The sequence below is a fragment of the Falsochrobactrum ovis genome, from assembly GCF_003259955.1.
Taxonomy (GTDB): domain Bacteria; phylum Pseudomonadota; class Alphaproteobacteria; order Rhizobiales; family Rhizobiaceae; genus Brucella; species Brucella ovis_A.
On sequence record NZ_QLMK01000004.1, the window covers coordinates 131,617 to 154,443 of the forward strand.

Consider the following 22,827-nt stretch of genomic DNA (forward strand, 5'->3'; position numbering starts at 1 on the left):
ATTCACGCCGACCTTCAACACGTATTGGTGAAAGCGTCAAGTTTTTGCGCACGAAAAGCCTGAAAGCAGGAGTTCCATGACAGATATTGTAGCAAACCTGAACTCGGTCAAAGCTAAAATTGCCGAAGCTGAAAAAGAAGCCGGTCGAGCACAAGGAACCGTGACGCTCGTAGCCGTTTCGAAAACCTTTGACGCCGATGCAATCCGCCCAGTGCTTGATGCGGGCCATCGGATCTTTGGCGAAAACCGTGTTCAAGAGGCGCAAAGCAAATGGCCGCAACTCCGTGAAACCTATGCGGGCATCGAACTTCACCTCATCGGCCCTCTTCAATCCAACAAAGCTGCTGATGCCGTGGCCCTGTTTGACGTGATTGAGACGATCGATCGCGAAAGAATCGCAGCCGCGATTGCAAAGGAGATCAAAAAACAAAATCGCGCGCCAAAACTCTATGTTCAGGTCAATACCGGGCTGGAGCCGCAAAAAGCAGGCATAACCCCGCAGGAAGCTGCTACTTTCATTGAACACTGTCGTAACCATCACGGACTTCAAATCGAAGGGCTGATGTGCATTCCCCCTGCCGATGAAAATCCCGGTCCACATTTCGCCCTTTTGGAAAAACTTGCCCGCGAGGCAGGCGTTGAAAAGCTCTCCATGGGCATGTCAGGTGATTTTGAAACAGCCATCGGCTTTGGCGCTACCTCTGTGCGCGTTGGGTCTAGCATCTTTGGCGGACGCGATTATTCAGCGCCCGCCTGATTAGCCCTAACTGATCAACGCAAATGCAATCAGTGAAGCACAATTTCGCCGGTCACATTCTTCCAGTCCGAAGGTCCGAGCAAACGATGATGCGCATAGCTTACTGAATGAAGCGGGCCTTCAATCTTTCGCTGCCAAAATTTGATAAATCGATAGAGCGCCGGGAAATCTGGCGCAATATCGTAGTCCTGCCAGACAAAAAGCTGCAAAAGATGTGGATGATCCGGCATATGGTAGAAAATTTTTGCCGTCGTAAGCCCGTAACCGGCAAGCTGCAATTCAAATGCTGACTTCGATTTTAAGGTCGAGTTCGTCATGCGCTTCCCCTTTATAATGACGCGCTCTCAAGATCACACCTAAATATATTCCGTAAAATTTATTTTTTAAACTGTAAAAACAACAGTTTAGCACTAGATTCCCCTAAGTGCTGCCAAATTATTCTTTTTTCAATTGCATTTCTGTAGACCAAATGGACCTGCTTTGTTTAATTTACCTTCCGAGTTTTAGCTTATAAAACGACTGGCGGCGGATTTGCTTTTATGCAAGCTGTCGATAGCGGCGGAGGAACGCCGTATTGTTAGGAGGATTTCATGTCGGACAAGCTTTACCCCGTGCTACCGGAGGCGAAGAAAAACACGCTCATTGATAAGGCAACCTATCTGGAATGGTACAATGAGAGCGTGACTGATCCGGATGGCTTCTGGGCCAAGCATGGACGGCGGATTGACTGGTTCAAGCCTTTCACCAAAGTCAAAAATACCAGTTTTGAGGGCGATGTTTCGATCAAGTGGTATGAGGACGGCGTTACCAACGTTTCCTACAACTGTATCGACCGTCATCTTAAAAGCCGTGGTGATAAGGTCGCGATCATATGGGAAGGCGACAATCCCTATATTGATAAGAAAATCACCTATCGCGAGCTTTATGAAAATGTTTGCCGCATGGCGAATGTGCTGAAAAAGCACGGCGTCAAAAAAGGTGATCGCGTAACCATCTATCTGCCGATGATTCCAGAGGCCGCTTACGCAATGCTCGCTTGCGCCCGCATTGGTGCGGTGCACTCGGTTGTCTTTGCTGGGTTCTCGCCGGAAGCACTGGCTGGCCGCATTGTGGATTGTGAATCAACATTTGTGATCACCGCTGATGAAGGCATTCGCGGCGGCAGACCTGTCCCGCTCAAAGAAAACACCGACACAGCTATCGACATCGCCGCCAAGCAATATGTCATGGTCAATAAGGTGCTGGTGGTCCGCCGCACCGGTGGCAAGGTTAGCTGGGGCCCTGGTCGCGATATCTGGTATCACAAAGAAATGACAACGGTTGAGGAGCATTGCGAGCCAGAACCGATGAATGCGGAAGACCCGCTGTTCATTCTTTATACTTCCGGCTCAACCGGTAAGCCGAAAGGCGTGCTGCATACGACCGGCGGCTATCTCGTCTATGCCTCTATGACCCATCAATATGTGTTCGATTATCATGATGGCGATATTTATTGGTGTACCGCTGATGTGGGCTGGGTCACAGGCCATTCCTACATTGTCTACGGCCCGCTGGCCAATGGTGCCACAACTTTGATGTTTGAAGGGGTTCCAAACTTCCCTGATCAGGGTCGGTTCTGGGAAGTGGTCGACAAGCACCATGTGAATATTTTCTATACTGCTCCGACCGCTTTGCGCTCGCTGATGGGTGCGGGAGATGAATTCGTAAAACGCTCATCCCGCTCAACCCTACGTTTGCTTGGTTCCGTTGGTGAGCCGATCAATCCGGAAGCATGGGAATGGTATTACAATGTCGTCGGCGATGGAAAATGCCCAATCGTCGACACTTGGTGGCAGACGGAAAATGGCGGGATCCTTATCACACCGCTGCCCGGTGCAACCGATCTCAAGCCCGGTTCAGCCACCCGTCCTTTTTTCGGCGTGAAGCCTGTTCTCGTCGATAATGAAGGCAATCTTCTAGATGGCGTGGCCGATGGCAATCTTTGCATTTCGGATAGTTGGCCCGGGCAGATGCGCAGCGTTTACGGCGATCACGAGCGCTTCATCGAAACTTACTTCGCAACCTATAAAGGCCTGTATTTCTCGGGCGATGGCTGTCGCCGCGATGAAGACGGCTATTATTGGATCACGGGCCGCGTCGATGATGTACTGAATATTTCAGGCCACCGGCTCGGCACAGCCGAAATCGAATCAGCTCTCGTATCGCATCATTCTGTTTCGGAAGCTGCCGTTGTCGGTTATCCGCATCCAGTCAAAGGCCAAGGCATTTATTGCTATGTCACGCTCATGACCGGTGCCGAAACACTCGATCCGGATGAGTTGCGCAAAGAATTGACACTGCATGTGCGCAAAGAAATCGGACCAATCGCGACGCCTGACAAAATCCAATATGCACCGGGTCTTCCAAAAACCCGTTCGGGCAAGATCATGCGCCGTATTCTGCGTAAGATCGCTGAGGATGATTTCGGCTCATTGGGCGACACATCCACACTGGCCGATCCGGCGGTGGTGGACGATCTGATTGAGAATCGTCAAAATAAAAAATAACAAGAAAGGCCGGGAATTCCCGGCCTTTTCTTTATCAAAATCAAATGATTTGTACTCTAAAATTAGAAGTCAATGGTGCGACCTTTGATTTCCCAATCACCAAAGCGCGCTGGATCTTTGCCACCCCGGCCACCAATCTCGCGCGGGCCTTCAAACTCCTTTTGGGCGGCGCGGCGTTCTTCCGCTTCTTTCAGAGCCCGCTGTGCAGCAGGTGGGAGACTTTCAAAGGCGCGTTTTTTGGTGCCTTCTTCCATCTCAATTTCTTCGGTTTTGTTGTTCATCCGCTTACGTTCCATTATTGAAGCTGAACCAATTCATACCCATCATATAGGCAAGAAAACGAAAGCTGCAAAATCTCTTAGATCGTGCAGCATCCATTTGGAGACCCGCCACATATGAATATGACGAAAACAGCAATGCTGATCGCGCTTATGACGGCCATGTTCATGAGCGTCGGCTATTTGTTGGGCGGCGGCAGCGGCATGATGATTGCGCTCGTCGTCGCTATTGCGATGAACCTGTTCAGCTACTGGAATTCCGATAAGATGGTTTTGCGCATGTATAATGCGCAGGAAGTCGACGAGCGCAGCGCGCCGGACTACTATCGGATGGTTAGCGGACTGGCTGCCAATGCCGGACTGCCCATGCCGAAAGTTTATATTATCCATGAAGATCAGCCCAATGCTTTCGCCACCGGACGCAACCCTGAAAATGCAGCCGTTGCCGCAACCACCGGCCTTCTCCAACGCTTAACACCCGAAGAAGTGGCGGGCGTCATGGCGCATGAGCTTGCTCACGTGCAAAATCGTGACACACTCACCATGACGATTACCGCAACTCTGGCAGGTGCAATTTCCATGCTTGGTAATTTCGCGTTTTTCCTCGGTGGAAACCGTGAAAATGGCAATGGGATTATTGGCGTGATAGGGACAATCATTGCTATGATTGTCGCTCCCTTTGCTGCTATGATTGTGCAAATGGCCGTAAGCCGTACCCGCGAATATGCTGCCGATCGACGTGGCGCTGAAATTTGTGGCAATCCGCTCTGGCTTTCATCTGCACTCAATAAGATAGCGCGTAGCGCAAAGGTCATCCCCAATGAGGAAGCCGAACACAATCCGGCAACCGCACATATGTTCATCATCAATCCGTTGAGTGGGCAAGGCGCGGATAACCTGTTTTCGACCCACCCTGACACCGATAATCGAATTGCCGCTCTTGAGCAGATGGCAATGCAGATGGGCATCCGGCAATCCCATATGGCAACTCAAGCAGCCCCTTCCCAAAACAGTGGTCCTTGGGGTAATGCTGGCCGCAACACGAATCGCTCCGGGTCCAATTCCGGGTTCCGAGGGCCATGGTCATAAGGCGCATCCCGATCATTACCCCCAATGTCGGGTTAGATGCGCACAATAAAGTAGAACCAGCGTGAATCAGAAAAAACCTGCGCCGCGGCGTAGAAATAACAAGCCGCAAACGAGCCATAATACTCCTGACCGTCCTGGTCTGGCTGCACGCCTATGCGCAGCGCGCCTGCTGGGCGCGGTTATTGATAAAAAGACCTCGCTGGACGGGCTAACCGATAATACCCACGGTCATCCGCAATATCTTGCGCTTGAGCCACGAGATCGAGCGTTGGTGCGGGCAATTTTAGGCTCGGCACTACGTAATCGAGGTGCAATTGAACGTGCCATATCAAAGCGTCTTGACCGGCCATTGCCGGACAATGCAGTCGCGCTTAAACATCTATTGCATGTAGCGGTTGCGCAGATTTTCTATCTTGATCTGCCGGATCATTCCGCCGTTGATCTGGCTGTTGAGGCGGCCAATTCCGACCCGCGAAATCGCAAATATGCCGGACTTGTCAACGCGCTTTTGCGTCGCCTCTCTCGCAACAAAGAACGCGCACTGGCTAACGATCTTCCGCCGGAAAACAACGTGCCGGAATGGTTTTCAAAAAGCATTATTGAAACCTATGGCGCCGAAAAAGCCGCGAGCATTTTCGCCATGCATGCCTATGAACCGCCTTTGGATCTAACGGTAAAAAGCGATCCAGAAGCATGGGCTGAGAAACTTGGCGGCATAATGCTGCCCAATGGTTCGGTGCGCCTTGGGGCAATTGAAGGCGCTCTTACTGATCTTCCAGGTTTCGCCGAAGGCGAGTGGTGGGTACAAGATGTAGCAGCCAGCCTGCCTGCGCGGTTGATGGGTAATATCAAGGACAAGCGTGTCGCCGATCTTTGCGCCGCTCCCGGCGGCAAGACCGCTCAGCTCGTGCAGCAGGGGGCAAAAGTCACCGCACTTGATCTTTCAGAAAATCGGCTGAAGCGCCTGCGTGGTAATCTGGAGCGCCTTGGTTTTGAAGCCGAAACCATTGCGACTAATCTTCTCGACTATAAGCCGGATGAGCTTTTCGATGCAGTCCTGCTCGATGCTCCCTGCTCTTCTACCGGCACTGTGCGCCGCCACCCGGATATTCCATGGACCAAAACCCGGGCGGATATTGAAAAACTCGCAAGCCTTCAGGCAAAATTGCTCACCCATACCGCAACTTTAGTAAAACCGGGCGGCACAATCGTCTTTTCCAATTGCTCATTACATATGGAAGAAGGCGAATATGTAGCGCGGACCGCTGCCGAAAATCCGCTTTTGGAACCTTACCCAATCACGCTAGAAGATTGCCCCGGCCTTGATGGTCTAATCACCCCCGAAGGTTATTTACGTTCCACCCCGGCAGATTTACCCCCCGACCATTTTGACGGTAATCGGCGTTTGGCTGGGATGGATGGTTTCTTTGCTGCAAGGTTCAAACGAACCACGTAAAGCCGATTAAAATGCAAACCACTCATAACGGATGTAACGCACCCGTTATGGTTAACAATCGATTCACCATTATAGACAATTGTATAAGAGCGTGATTCCGCTGAGCGAAACGCTGGACGGATAATTACGTATTTTTAGGAAAGGTGGCCGCGGCCCCTCAACAAATGGCAGACGAAACGGAGAATAAACGGGTGGCAGTTGCGCTGAGCGAAACCCCGCATCTTTGGGGATTGGCCGTTGCACAGGCTTGGCGCAGGCTAAGCCGTCGCCTGCGCATGGGCCCGCTTTATCGATGGCGTTTTACGGGTTTCACTCCGGAACGTATTCTCATTACTCCGCCAGATCTTCGAGTAGCCGATCCGCAGCTTGCACAAGAGTTTTACCACGGCCGTTTTGCCCTTGCCGGGCGTTTGGTCGAAACCGGCGGACGTTCGCCTTTTGCGGTTGAACCGCCAACGCCGGAATGGGAAAAGGCCCTGCATGGTTTTGGCTGGCTGCGCCACCTTAAAAGCGCCAATACCGAACTTGCCACCGCCAATGCCCGCGTTTTGGTGGATGACTGGATGCGGCTTTATGGCAAGCGTATAGGGGGCATTGCCTGGACCCCCGAGGTCACAGCGCAGCGCATCATCGCCTGGCTGCAACATTCAGATTTGATTCTCACCGACACCGAATTGTCCGCCTATCGCAAATTCATGCGCTCACTTGCCATGCAAGTGCGTTATTTGCGTACCATAGCCTCCGCCATGGATGATGGTGAAGAGCGGCTTCGCGCCCGCATCGCCCTTGCTTTTGCTGCCCTTGCACTTCCAGTTTCTCCACCCACAGCCCGTGCGGCACGCCGCAATCTCGAATATGAACTCAAGCGGCAAATCCTGCCCGACGGTGGTCACATATCGCGCAATCCAGCAACTATTCTTGAGCTTCTGGCTGATCTTTTGCCCCTGCGTCAAACCTATGCCAGCGGTACGGAATCGCCCCCCAAGGCGCTGATCGAAGCCGTCGAGCGTATGCTGCCAGCCTTGCGTTTTTTCCGGCATCAAGATGGTAACCTGGCGCTTTTCAATGGCGTAGGCCCGACAATGCCGGAGCGGATTATCTCTGTGCTCCGCCATGATGAAACTGGCGGAAAGCCACTCACTTATGCGCCCTATTCCGGTTATGAGCGCCTATCAATGGGCGCAACCACCATCATTGCCGATACCGGATTACCGCCCCCGGTCACGGCGTCACGTGATGCGCATTCAGGCTGCCTGTCTTTTGAAATGTCCTCTGGACGACAACGCTATATTGTCAATTCGGGAATAGACCGTTTTGGTCCGACCGAGTTCCGTCCGCTCGGACGTTCCACCGCCGCGCATTCCACCGCGACAATTAACGACACTTCTTCCTGCCGCTTCAGCCACAGTAAAGGCCTTTCTAGCATGATCGGCACCCCGATTATCGCCGGGCCGACAAACGTCCAGCGCAATCGTGTCGAGGATACAGGTCGTCAAGGTTTTGTCGCCAGCCATGACGGATATGTGCGTCTTTTTGGTATTTATCACGAGCGCCGGATTGTGCTTTCGCACAATGGCAGCGTGATACAAGGAATGGATCATTTTTATCGTGGTGATTCCAAACCTCTCAAAGCCAATGGCCGTGACAATATAGCGGTGCGTTTCCATATTCATCCATCAGTCGATATTTCTTTGGATGAAAACGGCCTGATAATCCTCAGCGCAGATCAGGATGATACATGGGCATTTTCCTGTTTTGAAATCGCTCCCCAGCTTGAAGATAGTATTTTCTTTGCGGGCTTTCGCGGTCCTGTTACTTCAAAACAGATTGTGCTTTCCTTCCCCGCTTCCGAGCTACCAGAGGTGAATTGGCAGTTCAGCCGCATAGCGATTGGCAGCTATACTTGATCCTTCACAAGGCTTTAGCGGTTTTTAAGGTAGGATTCTTGTTCTGCGTGTGTTAACTCGCCTTCGTCCCCCTTCCTGAACGCAACCGACGTTTCGGTAACGAAGAGACCAATTCCATGGCTGTCAGCTCAAAACATATCCCCGCTCCCGATCTATATCGGGTGCGCCGCGCCCTCATTTCAGTATCCGATAAGACCGGCCTGATCGAATTCGCCAAAGCGCTTCATGCGCATGGTGTTGAAATTCTTTCAACAGGCGGCACGGCCAAGTCTATCGCTGCTGAAAATATTCCGGTTCGCGATGTATCCGAAATTACTGGCTTTCCCGAAATTATGGACGGCCGCGTGAAGACGCTTCATCCATCCGTGCATGGTGGCCTTCTCGCTGTTCGGAACGACCCTGAACACGTAGCCGCGATGCAAGAGCACGGTATTGGCGGCATCGACCTTGCGGTTATTAATCTATACCCCTTCGAGCAAGTCCGTTTTCAAGGTGGAGATTATGACACCACCGTCGAAAACATCGATATTGGTGGGCCTGCAATGATCCGGGCTTCAGCAAAAAATCATGCCTATGTGGCAACCGTTGTTGACCCTTCAGACTATGCGAATGTTATTGCTGAACTGGAACAAAATGCTGGCTCCTTGCCGCTTTCTTTCCGCAAGAAACTCGCAGCTAAAGCTTTTTCGCGCACTGCCGCCTATGATGCAGCCATCTCCAACTGGTTTGCAGAAGCCATTGAAGAAGAAACCCCTGTCTGGCGTTCCACCGCTGGCAAGCTGCATTCCGTCATGCGCTATGGCGAGAATCCACATCAGACAGCAGGTTTTTATCTAACCGGCGAACAACGCCCCGGCGTGGCAACTGCAACCCAGCTACAAGGCAAACAGCTTTCCTATAACAATATCAACGATACTGATGCAGCCTTTGAACTTGTCGCCGAATTCGACCCAGCCCGGACGGCAGCGGTCGCAATTATCAAACACGCCAATCCCTGTGGCGTGGCCGAAGGCACAAATTTGAAAGAAGCCTATCTCAAGGCGCTCGCCTGCGATCCGGTATCGGCCTTTGGCGGCATTGTCGCACTCAACAAAACGCTTGATGAAGATGCGGCGGAAGAAATCGTCAAAATCTTCACCGAAGTCATCATTGCGCCAGATGTGACCGAGGGCGCTAAAGCCATCATTGCCGCAAAGAAAAACCTGCGCCTATTGGTAACTGGCGGACTGCCCGACCCCCGTGCCAAAGGTATTGCGGCCAAGACAGTTGCTGGCGGAATCTTGGTTCAGTCGCGCGACAATGGCGTAGTCGATGATCTTGATCTCAAGGTAGTCACCAAGCGTGCTCCGAGTGAATCTGAGCTCAATGACATGAAATTCGCTTTCCGCGTGGCAAAACACGTAAAATCCAATGCCATTGTCTATGTAAAAGACGGCGCGACGGTTGGTATCGGCGCTGGCCAAATGAGTCGTGTCGATTCCGCCCGCATTGCCGCACGCAAAGCTGAAGATGCAGCGGAAGCAGCCGGACTGCCAGAACCTTTGACCAAAGGCTGTGTTGTTGCCTCTGACGCTTTTTTCCCCTTTGCAGATGGTCTGCTCTCGGCAGTCGAAGCTGGCGCGACAGCAGTTATTCAGCCGGGCGGTTCCATGCGTGACGATGAAGTGATCGCCGCAGCAGATGAGCATGGCATTGCTATGGTCATGACCGGAATGCGTCATTTCCGCCACTAAGCTTAAGCTAAACTGCTCCCAACCAATAAGCCCCAGATTCATGTAGTCTGGGGCTTATTCATTTATGTTTCATTTCGTATTGTTTCAAAATGATTCATTGGAGGAGCATGCTTAATGTCGCGTTTCATCGGCTCTATCGATCAGGGAACCACAAGTTCGCGTTTCATCATTTTTGATCACCAAGGCAATATTATCGCGATGGATCAGCGCGAACACCGGCAAATTTATCCAAAAGCTGGTTGGGTAGAACATGATGCGCAGGAAATATGGCAAAATACGCAAAAAACCGTCGCACGAGCATTAGAAAAAGCCAATATTGATGCTTCCGATATTGCCGCGGTCGGGATCACAAACCAGCGCGAAACGACGCTTTTATGGGACAGAAAAACTGGCGAGCCATTGCATAATGCGCTTGTCTGGATGGACACGCGGACCGACAGGCTTGTCGAGCAGTTCAGTAAGGACGAAGGGCCTGACCGTTTGCGCAACACAACCGGCCTTCCAATTTCCACCTATTTTTCTGGACTAAAATTACGCTGGCTTTTGGACAATGTGCCGCGCGCCAGAGAAAAAGCCAAAGCAGGTGACGCATTATTCGGCACGATCGACTCATGGTTGATCTGGAATCTGACGGGCGGCCCAAACGGCGGAATACATATAACGGATGTGACGAATGCGTCCCGTACCCAATTGATGGACCTTAAAACCCTGCAATGGGACGAGAACATTCTCAAACTTTTTGGGATACCAGCTGCCTGCCTGCCCGAAATTCGAAGTTCCAGCGAAGTCTATACCGAGATCAGCATTCCAATGCTTAAAGGCGTTAAGCTGGCGGGCATTTTAGGAGATCAGCAGGCCGCTCTATTTGGCCAAGCCTGTTTGCAAACCGGCGAAGCAAAGAATACTTACGGAACCGGCTGTTTCATGCTGATGAATACCGGCGAAAAACTGGTTCCCTCCACTTGTGGCCTGATAACGACCATCGCTTATCAGCTCGGAGATGCCAGACCAATATACGCCCTTGAAGGCTCCATTGCGATTACCGGCGCATTGGTTCAATGGCTAAGAGACAATCTCGGCATCATCGAAAAAAGCTCAGACATAGAAAAACTCGCCCGAACCGTAGAAGACAATGGAGATGTCTATTTCGTGCCAGCATTTTCAGGTCTCTATGCGCCCCACTGGGAACAATCGGCCCGAGGTATCATTGCCGGCCTAACAGGTTTTTCCAATAAGGGTCACATCGCCCGCGCTGCTTTGGAAGCAAGTTGCTATCAAGTCCGAGAGGTCCTTGAGGCAATGGTTCAGGATTCAGGCATAGAAATCACAGAGTTACGCACCGACGGCGGCATGACCGTTAATGATCTCATGATGCAATTTCAGTCCGATATTATTGATGTTCCAGTAGTACGCCCAAAAATTATTGAGACCACTGCGCTGGGGGCAGCCTATGCCGCAGGACTTGCAGTTCAATTTTGGAAAAGCACCGACGACATTTCAGAAAATTGGCAAATGTCAAAGCGGTGGGAGCCAAAAATGGAAGAAATTGAACGGGAGCGGCTGTTCAACTCGTGGGGAAAAGCCATTCGGCGTTCCCTGCGCTGGACCGACGCCTAAGGCACATTAGAGGCGATCCGCCGGATAGGGCGTGATTTTTATGAGCAAGAAACCCACTGCGAAAAACGCAATGAGCACCGACATCCCAATTGCCGCTGAACCGCTCAACGCGGTGAAACTCGCGACAAGAAACGGTCCGGCAAAGCTCGTTGCTCTGCCCGCCAAAGCATAAATACCAAAATAGCGCCCGGCTTCTTCGGCTCTTATGCTTCGTGCAAACCATGAACGTGACGATGCCTGAACCGGGCCAAATGCGGCACCAATCAATAAGCCATAAAGAAGAAAAGCGCGTTCCGCAGGCGTTGCAAAAAGCCCAGCGCCATCGCTGGCCTCAAACGAGATCATGCCAAATCCTGTGTGGGAATGCCCTGTTGATACAATGCCAAGGGACGCGAAAAACAACAGCAATACCGCCCACATCACCACAGTTTTGGACCCAAACCGCGTATCCAGCCGGCTTGCAATAAGACAGCTAAAAATCGCCATGACATTTAAAATCATGCCGAAAAGACCAATCTCGGTTATTGTCCAGCCAAACAGAATAGCAGCATAACCTGCACCCAGCGCCAGAAGTGCGTTAACGCCATCCTGGCAAACCATCCGCGCCAGCAGAAAACGTACAATTCCAGGACGCTTTCTGACCTCATTCAACGTGGTTTTAAGCTCCCCCAGCCCAGAACGCATAGCTTTTGCTAAAGTCTCACCTCTGGCACTATCGGGGGTGAAAAGAAACATGGGTAAGATAAAAATAAGATACCAAATTGCCGTTAGGGGACCGGAAATACGTGCATCTTCGCCTTGAACTGGATCAAGCCCAAATAATGGGTCAATTCCCAAAATTGTTTTCCCCGTTTCCGGTGATCCGGCGAGGAAAAATACGATGAAAATTAAGACTATCATCCCCCCGAGATAGCCCAACCCCCACGCGATATTCGATATGCGCCCAATATCTTGCTGAGAAACCAGCCGCGGCATCATGGAATCGTTGAAGACCACTGAAAATTCAGCCGCCACCATTGCAATAATATAGCAAAGCAATACCCAAAACAGGCTTGAACCCGGCGCGGCAAACCATAAAAGAGCGAGGCTGATAATTTTGAGAATCGCAAAAAAGCCTATCCATGGCTTGCGCGCCCCGGTTTTGTCCGCAACCGCCCCAAGGAAAGGCGACATGATAGCTACGAGAAAGCCAGCAATGGCAATTCCGTAGCCCCAGGCAATTTGCCCTTCTTCCGGGGTCACCGCCATGCGTGATATGAAATAGGGGCCGAATATAAAGGTCGTCACCACCGTAAAAAACGGTTGCGCAGCCCAATCAAAAAATATCCAGCCCCATATTCCCCGCCGCGAAGCGGGCCGGCGCACATTCAAAATCTCATCTGTCACTCGCTCGTTCTTTCGAACAGGTCGGCTTTGGCTTAATGCCGGAAAACGAGGAGCCAGCCATTGCGGCTCCCCGCCCTATTATGCCTGTTTCGCTAGATCAGACAGGAAACCGGCCGCGACCGCAAGACGTGAAACAGTCAGATCGCCACCCTCTGTGAGAGCAACCATACGCCCCCGCACCAGATCAATACGTTCTCGATCCGCAGCCAGCCAAGCTTCCGCTGGATTGCTTTCAGCAGAAAATTGCGCAAGCGCACGAATGGAAATATCGCGCGCGGCCTGCATGATTGTTTCGCTAGACCGGGATAGTGCCAGACCGTCATAATAGTCAGTTACGGGAATGGCTCGCGCCGCTTCCGCTATTTGACCGATACGGAAGAATTCATTGACCGTGAAATAGGTTTTCGCTGTGTCAACGATCCCCGCTTTTGCCAGCTCGGCAATCAACGCTATATCCGGCAATATGCTGGCTAATTGAAGATGTGCCAACCATTGTGCCAACATCTCATGCGCACCTTTGCCAATAAAATTGGCACGATCGCGCTCTATATTCTCACTGAGGAAATCCGGCATGAAATCAGGCAGATACTGCTCCAATTCTCGCCGCACCGCCAGGATTCTTTCCACCAGAACTTCCAGCGAAGCCCCGCTAGTATCATTAATGAGCGCCCAGGATGTCGTCGCCAACAGCATCTCCGACACCAGTTCATAAAACTGATTTTGCACGCTGCCGGAAATTTGATTGTCCAGGGCATCGATTGCATCAAATATTGCATTAATTTCAAACCCATCACGCACAGCGATATAGGCTCTGACAATATCTGCAACAGATCGGCCCGTCGTATCCTCAAGATTGCTGACGAAAGTAATCCCGCCCCGATTGACCAGATCGTTTGCCAGCTGAGTGGCAATGATTTCGCGGCGCAACCGATGCCCTGAAATTTCCTCTGGGAATGATTTGGCCATTTCCGTGGGGAAATAATCAAACAGAAGCGTTTGAAAATACGGCTCATCCGGCAGATCACTTTCCAAAAGCTCGTCGCAAAGAGCAAGTTTTGAATAGGCCATCAAAACCGCAAGCTCCGGCCGCGTGAGCGGTTGGCCCGCCTTTTGCCGTTCGTTGAGCGCTGCATCCGATGGAAGATGTTCTACCTTTCGATCAAGCAACTTGCGGCCTTCAAGCTCATCCATAAAACGTGCCTGATAAGGAAGCCCGGAAAGCCCCTGACGCTCCATCAATGATAGGGCCAGCGTTTGCTGATAATTATTGCGCAGCACGAGCCTTGCAACATCATCCGTCATGCTGGAAAGCAGCTTGTCTCTTGCGTCGCGTTCAAGTTTGCCAGCACGCATAGCTGCCGCAAGCGCGATCTTAATATTGACCTCAACGTCAGAACAATTAACGCCGCCGGAATTATCGATAGCATCCGTATTGCCACGGCCGCCACCGGCACCACCTTGCAATGCATATTCAATACGGCCGCGCTGAGTTACGCCCAAATTGGCGCCCTCACCGATCACCCGGGCACGGACTTCAGCGCCCGTGATACGAATAGCATCATTGGCACGATCACCAACCTGCGCATCGCTTTCAGCAGATGAGCGGATATAGGTGCCAATTCCGCCAAACCATAGCAAGTCAACGGGTGCTTTCAGAATTGCACTCATTACTTCTTGCGGAGACGCAGTGGTTTTATTCAAGCCAATAGCAGCAGCTGCTTCGGACGATAGCGTAATTGTTTTCTGACTGCGGCTGAATATGCCCCCGCCTGCAGACAATTTGGACCGATCATAATCCTGCCAGCTTGAACGTGGCAGTTCAAAAAGCCGCTTGCGCTCCTCAAATGAGCTTTCCGGCTGCGGATCAGGATCAATAAAAATATCCCGATGGTCAAAAGCTGCTACCAGTCGGATTTTTCGTGAGAGCAACATCGCGTTGCCAAACACATCGCCCGACATATCGCCGACGCCCACCACGGTGAAGCTTTGCGACTGGATATCAATATCCAGCTCACGGAAGTGCCGCTTTACAGCTTCCCAACCACCGCGTGCGGTAATAGCCATTCCTTTATGGTCGTATCCGGCCGAACCGCCTGACGCGAAAGCATCATCCAGCCAGAAATCATGCGCCTGACTGATCGCATTGGCTGTGTCCGAAAAAGTGGCAGTGCCCTTATCAGCCGCCACAACAAAATATGGATCATCCCCATCGTGACAGACCACATTATCCGGTCGGCGAACCTTACCATCGTGCAGATTATCAGTTATTGACAACATAGTGGAGATGAACACCTTATAGGCATCCCGGCCCGCTTCGAACACAGCATTACGATCGCCACCGGTGGGAAGCTTCTTCGGATAAAAACCACCCTTGGCTCCGACCGGTACGATGACAGCATTTTTAACCTGCTGCGCTTTAACCAGCCCAAGCACTTCCGTACGATAATCCTGCGCCCGATCCGACCAGCGCAACCCGCCCCGCGCAACAGCACCAAAGCGTAAATGAACGCCTTCAACTTCTGGACCGTAAACGAAGATTTCACGATAAGGCCGAGGTTCAGCCAAACCATCAACCCGATGGGGATCGAGTTTGAATGCGATAGTGGATTGCAATTTGCCAGCATCATCGCGCTGCCAGGCATTGGTGCGCAAGGTCGCCTCAATTAAATTGCGGAAACGACGCAAAATCTGATCGTCATCAATACTGGGGACGGCCAAAAGCGCCGTTTCAATTGCATCAAGCAGCTTCTTTTCTGTCTTATCACGATTTTTAGCATCGGGATTGAAACGAAGATCAAACAAGGCATAAAGATCGGTTGCGATCTCAGGATAACGATTGAGCGCCGCTGCAACAAAGCTTTGGGGATAAGCAATACCCGCCTGCTGAAGATAGCGGCCATAGGCACGAAGAATGGTGATTTGACGCGCATTAAGCCGTGCGGTCTGAACCAGCGCATTATAGCCATCATTATCCGCTTGGCCGCTCCAGACCGTCCGGAACACTTCCTCCAGCATCTCACCTTCATCATGAAGATCTACCGGAGTGTCAAAAGCATTAACCAACTGCATGTCGTGGAAAAAGACCGGGACACCTTTCCCGCCCGCTTCCGGCAGCTCGATGGTCTGTTCGCTAATGACGCGAAAACCCATATGCTCAAGCAGGGGCACGCGCTGCGAAAGCACCAATGGCTCACCATAATGATAAAGCTTGAGTGATACGCCGTTTGGCCCATCGGTCCTATATCGATAAAAGTCGACAAAAAGCGGCTCTTGGCTGCTCAATCCACCTATGCGCCGTGCATCCTCCAGAGCATCTTCTGGGGTGAATATCTCGCGATAAGATGGCGGAAGTGCTGACGCCAGAGCCACAGTTTCCGCAGTTTCACCTTCGGCTATTTCCTGCACCGCATCTTCCCAAGTTCGGATAATTTTTCGCACTTCCATTTCCAGCTCTTCCCGCCCAATCAAAGGCATGGAATGTTTTGTGCGGCGAATGACATATTGAACCCGGGTCAGGCCATTGGCGAGAAAAACCGGGTGAAATTCAAAGCTATCGCCATCATAAACGTCCACAAGATACCGCCCGATCTTCTCACGAGCGACTGAATCATAACGGTCACGCGATATATAAACCAATACCGAAGCAAACCGACCAAAACGGTCATGGCGAGGAATAACGCGTACACGCGGGCGTTCACCAAGCGCAAGGATTAGTTCCGCATTGGCCGTAAGGCTGTCCGTATCGATCTGAAACAATTCATCGCGCGGATATTCTTCCAAAACGCCGATAAGCGCCTTGCCTGAATGGTCTTCGCGATTAAAGCCCAGACGTTTGATAACTGCATCGGCTTTTGAACGGATAAAAGGAATTCCCGTGACAGGACTCGTATAGGCGGCGGAAGTAAACAAGCCGACCAATCTGAGCTCTCCGATGGCTTCGCCATTGTCGCCAAAAATCTTGATGCCAATATAATCAAGATAGGTTCTGCGATGAACGCGTGAAAGCGTATTCGCCTTGGTGACGATGAGCGGCTCGGCACTATCGAGAAAATTCGTGATTTCGCGAGGGGTGACACTATCGCCATCATCCTTGCGCAAAACACGAATGCAATGATCTCCCAATATACCGAGCGCATTTGGTTTGCTCACCAATTCGCGGCTTTGCCCATTTCCGGCAAAAGTCAGCTCTCGCATACCCAGGAAAATAAAGCGACCAGCCCGCAACCATTTTAGAAATGCGATCGCTTCCGGCATCGCTTCATTCTTGGTTAGCTCATAGCTGCGCTTATAATCTTCTATCGCCTGATCCAGCCGGGTAAGCATGGGCTTCCAATCACCAACGGCCAGATCAACCTGCCCTATGACTGCCTCCAGCGCGCCGCGCAAATCTTCCTGTGCCTGTTCATCTAATAAAGATAAATGGATCTGCATCAGGCTCACGCGTTCAGCACCATCGGCTGGCGGAAGCTGCGTGGCCTCACCTAGAATATCCAGCTTTCCATGATCCAGTGTGACGTCCAAAACCGGATGTACGAGCATGTAAATACGTCCAGCATGATTGGACAATTCGCTCATAATAGAATCGACCAGAAACGGCTTATTGCTGTTAATGATCGTAACAACGCTGACCGCGCGACCCTGACGCTGCACCTCATTATTGATACTTATAATGGTTTTTCCCTTATGCCACCCTTCCAGCGCGGCATAAGCAATTGATGCAGATTGTTCGAGAGCTTTGGCATCATAGGCCGTAAGATCTTCGGGCGGGGCCCACTCAAAAAGAAGCTGTGAAAAAGCAGTCAAGGCGCCGGTCTTCCCTTTAGTTTCTTCCCGCGTGGCTGCTGTGGAATCTATCGGTTTGATTGCGCAATCCTCACCTACAGCCACATCGGTTACTCCTGTCAAATTAGCAATAGCGCCACCCTAGCAGATTGCGCTCACGTTTCGATAATAAACGCTGACAAAGCCCGAAAGCCTTAGAAAGATAAGAGGAGAAAGTCTAGTCTGTTTAATAGCAACAGCTTTCTCAACTTGCGCACAACATTGAAACAATTCGATAATGATCGAGCGCCGCCGCTTATCTGCTGGTATATCTATATTGGCTTATATGCTAGCCTATCTGTGCTCATCTATCTGTTTTGCTCGCAGATCCCGACGATTTCCAGACGATCTCATGCTTCCAGCACCATCGAACTAGAGTTCGATCAAATGATCATCAAGCTCATTGGCTGGAACAGTGCCAGGCGGAAAATGCTGGGCAAGCAGCTGCCCTGCCTGTTCGATAGCGGTCAAAAATCCTTCCACGACCTCTGCACGAGAGGCGTGATGGATTAATGTGCCCACAATTGCATTCCATTCATCTTGGCTAACTTTCGCATTAATGCCTGCATCCGCGACCACTTCCGCATATTGCTCGGCAAGCGAAACAAATAGTAAAATTCCGGTCCTATTCTTGGTGTTATGGACATTGCGCGCCAAAAACTGTTGCACGGCATTAAGATGCGCACGTTTATAACGAATTCTACGTGGGACCAGATATATGCGCAGTGATGGCAAAAAGCGCAGCAAAACCATCGTGGTGATAAAGGCTGCCAGAATAGCGAGGCCAAAGATAGGAAGAGAAATATTAAACCAGTACCAATGCGCCAAAAACGCCGCGATCACCGAAGCCGCAAGAATACCGCATGTGGCGACAAATCCGGCGGCAAAGAAATAATCATCGCTGCTACGGGCAAGAACAGCGTAGACCTCACCGCTTGTATCAGCTTCGGCCTTACGAATAGCCTCCCCTATACGCGTATGATCTTCGGCGCTGATAAGTTTATGTTTCTTCATCACTACTACCTACCAGCTTCCCGATGCGCCACCGCCTCCTGACGAACCGCCACCGCCAGAAAATCCACCAGAAAACCCGCCACCGCCTGATGACCAGCCGCCCCCACCTATGCTCCGTGAGGACCCTCTGGAATTGGTATTAATCGTCATGCCTAGCCATTCATACCGACCAGGCCCGATCTTTCGGCCAAAAACCGGTGCCAGTATTGCCATACCCAGCCCGCCAAAAAAGATCAGAAACCAGAATATCGTAAAAACGACCGCAACCCAGTCTATGTCATCTTCTTTTGCTTGCGCATAACGTTCAGCACGCGCCTGTAGCTCGGCGGCATCGCCGGAAAGAACAGTTAAAATACCATCGACCCCCTCTGTAATCCCTTTGCTATAATCGCCGTTCCGGAAGGCCGGAATAATCGTTGTGTGAATGATCAAGCTCGACAAAGCATCGGTCATTGTGCCTTCTAATCCGTAACCCACTTCGATCCGCACCTGCCGATCATTGGGGGCGACGACCAGAAGAATACCATTATTCTCTTGCTTTTGACCCAGAGCCCAGCTTCGGAAAAGTCGATTGGAGTAGGTTTCGATATCCTCACCTTGAAGTGACGGCACTGTAACCACCACCACCTGATCTGAGGATTTCGCTTCAAATGCAGCCAGTTTCTGCGCCAATTGCTGGCGCTTCATTGGCTCTATGATGCCCGCATCATCAACGACGCGCCCCGTCAGCGCTGGTAAAGAGCCCCCAGATGGCGAGCCCGAGAATGTCGAGCCCAAGAATGTCGAGCCCAAGGATGTCGAGCCCAAAAATGGCGAGTTTGAAGATTGCAGGCTGGGGGATTGCTGCGCAAGAGCGCCGACGAGCATAAACAACGAAGCCGCCAGCGCAGCAAAAAGCAACAAGGCTTTTCGCTGCAAAAGACCGTATCTCCGAGCGTATATTGATGCTGTCATGGCACCTTCTCAGCCATTGTCAATTATTGAAATTGACCTGTGGCGCGCTCTGACTTGCCGCATCTGCAGTGAAACTTGCCATCGGCTCGGCATCCCGGAACCAGATAATTTTCCACAACATCGTAGGCAAAGTTTTCAAACCAGTATTATAAACCCGTACTGCCTCAATATAATCGCGCCGCGCCACAGCAATCCGGTTTTCCGTGCCTTCAAGTTGTGATTGCAGCGCAAGGAAGTTCTGATTGGCCTTAAGATCTGGATAACGTTCAACCACCGCCATCAGCCGCGATAGAGCACTTGTAAGATTAGCCTGATTATCCTGAAATTGCTTGAAAAGCTCCGGATTATTCAGCGTTTCCGGCGTAATCTGAACCTGCGTTGCCTTAGCTCGCGCATCAATCACCGCTTCCAAAGTCTCGCGCTCATGCGCGGCATATCCCTTTACGGTTTCAACAAGGTTAGGCACCAGATCCGCGCGCCGCTGATACTGGTTTTGCACTTCGCTCCAAGCGGCTTTAGCCTTTTCCTCATTTGTTGGAATCGTATTGAATCCACAGGCTGACAAAGCGGGAACCACAATGAAAAGGCATAAAGCAATCAGAATGCGGCGGAGGGAATGTGGCATCATAGTGATCGCAGCCGACATGAAATTCTCCTTCACAAGGCGCGCAAAGCGCCCCTAGATATTTACCCTCGCCTTAATCCCTCGCGAGGATACGAGCCATAAAACAATAAGATAAGCTCATTTTCCTTTCAGAAGATAGTCTTTTCATTTCAGCGCAATAGAACTGATCCGAATAATGTAGCAATAACAGAAAACAAAAAAAGCGGCAGATAAATTCTGCCGCTTTCTGAAAGTGCAACTCAACCGAATAATTATTCGGTTGCTGCTTCTTCGGTTGCTTCCGCAGCAGCGGCGGCTGCTTCAGCAGCCTTTGCAGCAGCTTCTTCTTCAGCTTGTTTTGCCATAGCAATACGTTCCTGCGCCTTCTTGCCGGGCAGTGCCTTGGTCGGGTTGTTGCGGCTTGGACGCTTGGCAAGACCAGCCTGATCCAGGAAACGCAGAACGCGATCGGTTGGCTTTGCGCCCTTTTCGATCCAATGCTGTATGCGATCGGCATCGATTTTGACACGCTCTGCATCTTTTGCGAGCATTGGATTCCATGCACCAACAGCTTCGATGAAGCGGCCATCACGCGGAGCGCGGACGTCAGCGACCACGATGTGGTAGTAAGGACGTTTCTTCGAGCCAGCGCGGGCGAGGCGGATTTTAAGGGCCATTATTAAGTCTCCTGGTAGGTCGTTCTGCTCCGAACTCGCCGGAACATGAAGGTTGTTAATATTTTAATTTCCGCCGCGTTCAGCAGCGGCATGCTCGTGATGCCGGATAACTTCTCTGACGATGAAGTTAAGGAATTTTTCGGCAAAATCTGGGTCGAGATTGGCAGCTTGCGCCAGCGAACGAAGGCGCTCGACCTGCAATTTCTCGCGGTTGGGATCGGCTGCTGCCAGTCCCCGTTCAGCCTTAAGAACACCCACCGCCTTAGTGCAGCGAAAGCGTTCGGCCAGCATATGGATCAGCGCGGCATCGATATTGTCGATCGAAGCGCGCAGCGCAATAAGTTCGGCGGGTATCGTGTTTTGATCGTCGCTCATGACACTCACTTTTTCTTCGGCAATCCGGGCAGACCGCCGCCAAGACCCGGCAGCTTTGGACCGCCCAAGCCGGGCAAGCCACTACCGGGCAATCCGGGCAGACCACCACTCTTGCCCAGGCCCGCAGCTTGTGCCTGCTTAGCCAAAGCTTCAAGTTGCTTGGGATCCATTTTAGACAGGTCCGGCATACCACCCATACTGCCCATACCACCGCCAAGGCCACCAAGCCCCATTTTGCCGGCAAGGCCGCCCATCATCTGCTTCATCATTCCGCCTTTGCCCTTACCCATGGCCTTCATCATATCGGCCATCTGGCGATGCATCTTGAGAAGCTTATTAATATCAGCGGCGCTGGTCCCAGACCCTTTTGCAATGCGCTGTTTGCGGCTATGTTTGAGAAGCTCGGGATTGGCACGCTCAGCTTTAGTCATAGAGCCGATGATTGCGAGCTGGCGATCAAAAATCTTATCGTCTAAGCCCGCTGCTGCAATCTGATCTTTCATTCTGCCCATGCCCGGCATCATCCCCATGATACCGCCCATACCGCCGAGCTTTTTCATTTGCTGGAGTTGATCAGCAAGATCATTAAGATCGAACTTGCCCGACTGCATTTTCTTGGCCATCGCTGCGGCTTTTTCCGCATCGATATTTTCCGCAGCCTTTTCAACAAGGCTGACAATATCGCCCATGCCAAGAATGCGATCAGCGATCCGCTTGGGATAAAACTCCTCAAGCGCATCCATCTTTTCACCCGTACCAATCAGCTTGATCGGTTTGCCGGTAACGGCACGCATAGATAATGCCGCCCCACCGCGACCATCACCATCCATACGGGTAAGAACAATCCCGGTAATCCCGACACGCTCATCAAAATTGCGTGCAAGATTAACAGCGTCCTGACCGGTCAAACTATCGACGACCAGTAGAATTTCATGAGGATTGGCCGCTTTGCGAATATCGGCCATTTCGACCATAAGCGGCTCATCAATATGGGTTCGACCAGCCGTATCGAGAATGACAACGTCATGTCCGCCCAGCTTTGCCGCCTGCACCGCCCGCGCCGCAATCTCCACCGGTGACTGACCTGCAACAATCGGCAGAGTATCAACCGATGTCTGGATGCCGAGCTGACGCAGCTGCTCCTGAGCCGCCGGGCGGCGAGTATCGAGCGACGCCATCAGCACTTTTGAGCGATTGCGATCGCTCAGACGTTTGGCAATTTTACCGGTTGTGGTGGTTTTACCAGACCCCTGCAAACCAACCATCATGATGACGACTGGTGCTGGCGCGTTCAGATCAATCGTGACACCTTCGGTGCCAAGCATTTCAACCAACTCATCATGGACGATCTTAACGACCATCTGACCGGGTTTAATGCTTTTGAGAACTTCCGCACCCACCGCTTTTTCGCGAACACGGTCGGTAAAGGAGCGAACCACTTCCAATGAAACGTCAGCTTCGATCAATGCGCGACGCACTTCGCGCAATGCAGCTGCCACGTCGCTTTCGGAAAGAGCGCCGCGTCCAGTAAGACCGTTCAGGATGGAGCCAAGACGCTCCTGAAGTGATTCAAACATCTAATTTCCTTTTAATCCGTGAGGAGCATATAGCTT

At 51.5% G+C, this 22,827-nt stretch carries 16 protein-coding genes and 1 pseudogene; 7 read left to right on the plus strand and 10 right to left on the minus strand.

The window, feature by feature from the left end:
* Window positions 1-76: 76 nt before the first annotated feature.
* Window positions 77-757 carry a YggS family pyridoxal phosphate-dependent enzyme gene (locus tag C7374_RS07920; protein WP_111575083.1) on the plus strand — a complete coding sequence of 227 codons (681 nt, stop codon included), beginning with the start codon at window positions 77-79 and terminating at the stop codon, window positions 755-757.
* A 29-nt stretch (window positions 758-786) separates the two neighbouring features.
* On the opposite strand, the gene C7374_RS07925 is transcribed toward C7374_RS07920, so the two are convergent.
* Window positions 787-1,074, minus strand: a complete 288-nt coding sequence (locus tag C7374_RS07925) for an usg protein (RefSeq protein ID WP_111575084.1) — start codon at window positions 1,072-1,074, stop codon at window positions 787-789.
* A 273-nt stretch (window positions 1,075-1,347) separates the two neighbouring features.
* Here C7374_RS07925 and acs point away from each other — a divergent pair, with 273 nt between their 5' ends.
* On the plus strand, window positions 1,348-3,303 hold the full coding sequence (gene acs, locus C7374_RS07930) for an acetate--CoA ligase (protein WP_111575085.1): 1,956 nt from the start codon (window positions 1,348-1,350) through the stop codon (window positions 3,301-3,303).
* 62 nt (window positions 3,304-3,365) lie between these two features.
* On the opposite strand, the gene C7374_RS07935 is transcribed toward acs, so the two are convergent.
* Window positions 3,366-3,584: a DUF1674 domain-containing protein gene (locus C7374_RS07935; protein WP_210205099.1), complete on the minus strand. Its 219-nt coding sequence runs from the start codon at window positions 3,582-3,584 to the stop codon at window positions 3,366-3,368.
* Window positions 3,585-3,698: 114 nt separating this feature from the next.
* Here C7374_RS07935 and htpX point away from each other — a divergent pair, with 114 nt between their 5' ends.
* From htpX to glpK, 5 genes are all read left to right on the plus strand, one after another.
* Entirely contained in the window at window positions 3,699-4,670 is a 972-nt protein-coding gene (gene htpX / locus C7374_RS07940; protein ID WP_111575087.1) for a zinc metalloprotease HtpX, read from the plus strand.
* A gap of 61 nt (window positions 4,671-4,731) precedes the next feature.
* On the plus strand, window positions 4,732-6,126 hold the full coding sequence (locus tag C7374_RS07945; RefSeq protein WP_111575088.1) for an RsmB/NOP family class I SAM-dependent RNA methyltransferase: 1,395 nt from the start codon (window positions 4,732-4,734) through the stop codon (window positions 6,124-6,126).
* Between the two features lie 164 nt (window positions 6,127-6,290).
* Window positions 6,291-8,033, plus strand: a complete 1,743-nt coding sequence (locus C7374_RS07950) for a heparinase II/III family protein (RefSeq protein ID WP_111575089.1) — start codon at window positions 6,291-6,293, stop codon at window positions 8,031-8,033.
* 116 nt (window positions 8,034-8,149) lie between these two features.
* A complete protein-coding gene (gene purH, locus C7374_RS07955; RefSeq protein ID WP_111575090.1) occupies window positions 8,150-9,766 on the plus strand; it encodes a bifunctional phosphoribosylaminoimidazolecarboxamide formyltransferase/IMP cyclohydrolase in 1,617 nt (538 codons plus the stop codon).
* 114 nt (window positions 9,767-9,880) lie between these two features.
* On the plus strand, window positions 9,881-11,383 hold the full coding sequence (gene glpK, locus C7374_RS07960) for a glycerol kinase GlpK (protein WP_111575091.1): 1,503 nt from the start codon (window positions 9,881-9,883) through the stop codon (window positions 11,381-11,383).
* Between the two features lie 6 nt (window positions 11,384-11,389).
* Here the strand turns inward: glpK and C7374_RS07965 are convergent, their stop codons facing one another.
* The 8 genes and pseudogenes from C7374_RS07965 to ffh all read right to left on the minus strand — a co-directional run bounded on the left by C7374_RS07965 (window position 11,390) and on the right by ffh (window position 22,791).
* Window positions 11,390-12,769, minus strand: coding sequence for an MFS transporter (locus C7374_RS07965; protein WP_111575092.1), 1,380 nt, complete (start codon window positions 12,767-12,769; stop codon window positions 11,390-11,392).
* 78 nt (window positions 12,770-12,847) lie between these two features.
* Complete coding sequence (locus tag C7374_RS07970; RefSeq protein ID WP_245412606.1) at window positions 12,848-17,632, minus strand: NAD-glutamate dehydrogenase; 4,785 nt, start codon at window positions 17,630-17,632, stop codon at window positions 12,848-12,850.
* A 330-nt stretch (window positions 17,633-17,962) separates the two neighbouring features.
* Window positions 17,963-18,604: a TPM domain-containing protein gene (locus C7374_RS07975; RefSeq protein ID WP_111575094.1), complete on the minus strand. Its 642-nt coding sequence runs from the start codon at window positions 18,602-18,604 to the stop codon at window positions 17,963-17,965.
* A 9-nt stretch (window positions 18,605-18,613) separates the two neighbouring features.
* Window positions 18,614-19,336: pseudogene (locus C7374_RS07980) on the minus strand (TPM domain-containing protein); the annotation flags it as partial.
* 241 nt (window positions 19,337-19,577) lie between these two features.
* A complete protein-coding gene (locus C7374_RS07985; RefSeq protein ID WP_374850362.1) occupies window positions 19,578-20,183 on the minus strand; it encodes a LemA family protein in 606 nt (201 codons plus the stop codon).
* A 251-nt stretch (window positions 20,184-20,434) separates the two neighbouring features.
* The gene (gene rpsP / locus C7374_RS07990; RefSeq protein WP_111575096.1) at window positions 20,435-20,839 is read right to left on the minus strand and encodes a 30S ribosomal protein S16; all 405 of its coding nucleotides are present in this window, start codon (window positions 20,837-20,839) and stop codon (window positions 20,435-20,437) included.
* A 63-nt stretch (window positions 20,840-20,902) separates the two neighbouring features.
* A complete protein-coding gene (locus C7374_RS07995; RefSeq protein WP_111575097.1) occupies window positions 20,903-21,214 on the minus strand; it encodes a chorismate mutase in 312 nt (103 codons plus the stop codon).
* A gap of 5 nt (window positions 21,215-21,219) precedes the next feature.
* Window positions 21,220-22,791 carry a signal recognition particle protein gene (ffh, locus tag C7374_RS08000; RefSeq protein ID WP_111575098.1) on the minus strand — a complete coding sequence of 524 codons (1,572 nt, stop codon included), beginning with the start codon at window positions 22,789-22,791 and terminating at the stop codon, window positions 21,220-21,222.
* Between the last annotated feature and the right edge of the window lie 36 nt (window positions 22,792-22,827).

Coding starts and splice junctions, on each gene's coding strand:
- glpK (WP_111575091.1), top strand. CDS start 9,881: ATGTCGCGTTTCATCGGCTCTATCGATCAGGGAACCACAAGTTCGCGT.
- acs (WP_111575085.1), top strand. CDS start 1,348: ATGTCGGACAAGCTTTACCCCGTGCTACCGGAGGCGAAGAAAAACACG.
- C7374_RS07985 (WP_374850362.1), bottom strand. CDS start 20,183: ATGCCACATTCCCTCCGCCGCATTCTGATTGCTTTATGCCTTTTCATT.
- htpX (WP_111575087.1), top strand. CDS start 3,699: ATGAATATGACGAAAACAGCAATGCTGATCGCGCTTATGACGGCCATG.
- C7374_RS07925 (WP_111575084.1), bottom strand. CDS start 1,074: ATGACGAACTCGACCTTAAAATCGAAGTCAGCATTTGAATTGCAGCTT.
- ffh (WP_111575098.1), bottom strand. CDS start 22,791: ATGTTTGAATCACTTCAGGAGCGTCTTGGCTCCATCCTGAACGGTCTT.
- rpsP (WP_111575096.1), bottom strand. CDS start 20,839: ATGGCCCTTAAAATCCGCCTCGCCCGCGCTGGCTCGAAGAAACGTCCT.
- C7374_RS07995 (WP_111575097.1), bottom strand. CDS start 21,214: ATGAGCGACGATCAAAACACGATACCCGCCGAACTTATTGCGCTGCGC.
- purH (WP_111575090.1), top strand. CDS start 8,150: ATGGCTGTCAGCTCAAAACATATCCCCGCTCCCGATCTATATCGGGTG.
- C7374_RS07975 (WP_111575094.1), bottom strand. CDS start 18,604: ATGAAGAAACATAAACTTATCAGCGCCGAAGATCATACGCGTATAGGG.
- C7374_RS07950 (WP_111575089.1), top strand. CDS start 6,291: ATGGCAGACGAAACGGAGAATAAACGGGTGGCAGTTGCGCTGAGCGAA.
- C7374_RS07935 (WP_210205099.1), bottom strand. CDS start 3,584: ATGAACAACAAAACCGAAGAAATTGAGATGGAAGAAGGCACCAAAAAA.
- C7374_RS07920 (WP_111575083.1), top strand. CDS start 77: ATGACAGATATTGTAGCAAACCTGAACTCGGTCAAAGCTAAAATTGCC.